The sequence below is a fragment of the Halorubrum sp. SP3 genome, assembly GCF_005435195.1.
In the GTDB taxonomy this organism is placed as follows: domain Archaea; phylum Halobacteriota; class Halobacteria; order Halobacteriales; family Haloferacaceae; genus Halorubrum; species Halorubrum sodomense.
In genome coordinates, this window is record NZ_SGTU01000287.1 from 1 (window position 1) to 537 (window position 537).

Sequence of the window (537 nt, forward strand, 5' to 3'; positions counted from 1 at the left end):
CCCTGACGGCCACGTCGACATCGCAGACGCCTTCGATGAGACGACTTACCCGTTCGTCGGCCTCGTCCCCGTGGGGATGACACCGTTGTCGGGTGGCCTCGGCAACACAGAGGTCGTCCCGACCGACGTACACACCGACAACTCGGGGACCTTCACGGGCGTTGAAAAGACGCTTCGACGCGAGTTTGCCGTCGAAGTGACGCCCGTCACGGACGACGATGCGGCCACACGCGACCGCCTCACAGACGCGATTCAGTTCGGCTTTTCAGACCGTTCGGATCGCGACGCGGTTCCCGACGACATCACGGACTTTTCTGTCACCTCGGGGAGTCCAGGCGGACGGAGTGAGTCGTTCACACGGTCGAACGCGATAGAGGTGACGGGTGTGCTTCACACCAGCCGTGACGTGGATCTCCCCGCGGCAGAGACGGTGAAGTGGGAAATCACGTCCGAGGGGTCGGACGTGTCCAGCACAACGCAGTAGTCTTCGCTTTTCAATACGACATGACAATCAGTTACGATACGCTTGGCGGCTCT

At 61.3% G+C, this 537-nt stretch carries 1 protein-coding gene; it reads left to right on the forward strand.

What is annotated here, in order from left to right; all coding sequences use genetic code 11:
- Window positions 1-484: hypothetical protein (locus EXE42_RS18910; RefSeq protein ID WP_158293767.1), on the forward strand; the 484-nt coding region annotated here is incomplete at its 5' end.
- Window positions 485-537 lie beyond the last annotated feature (53 nt).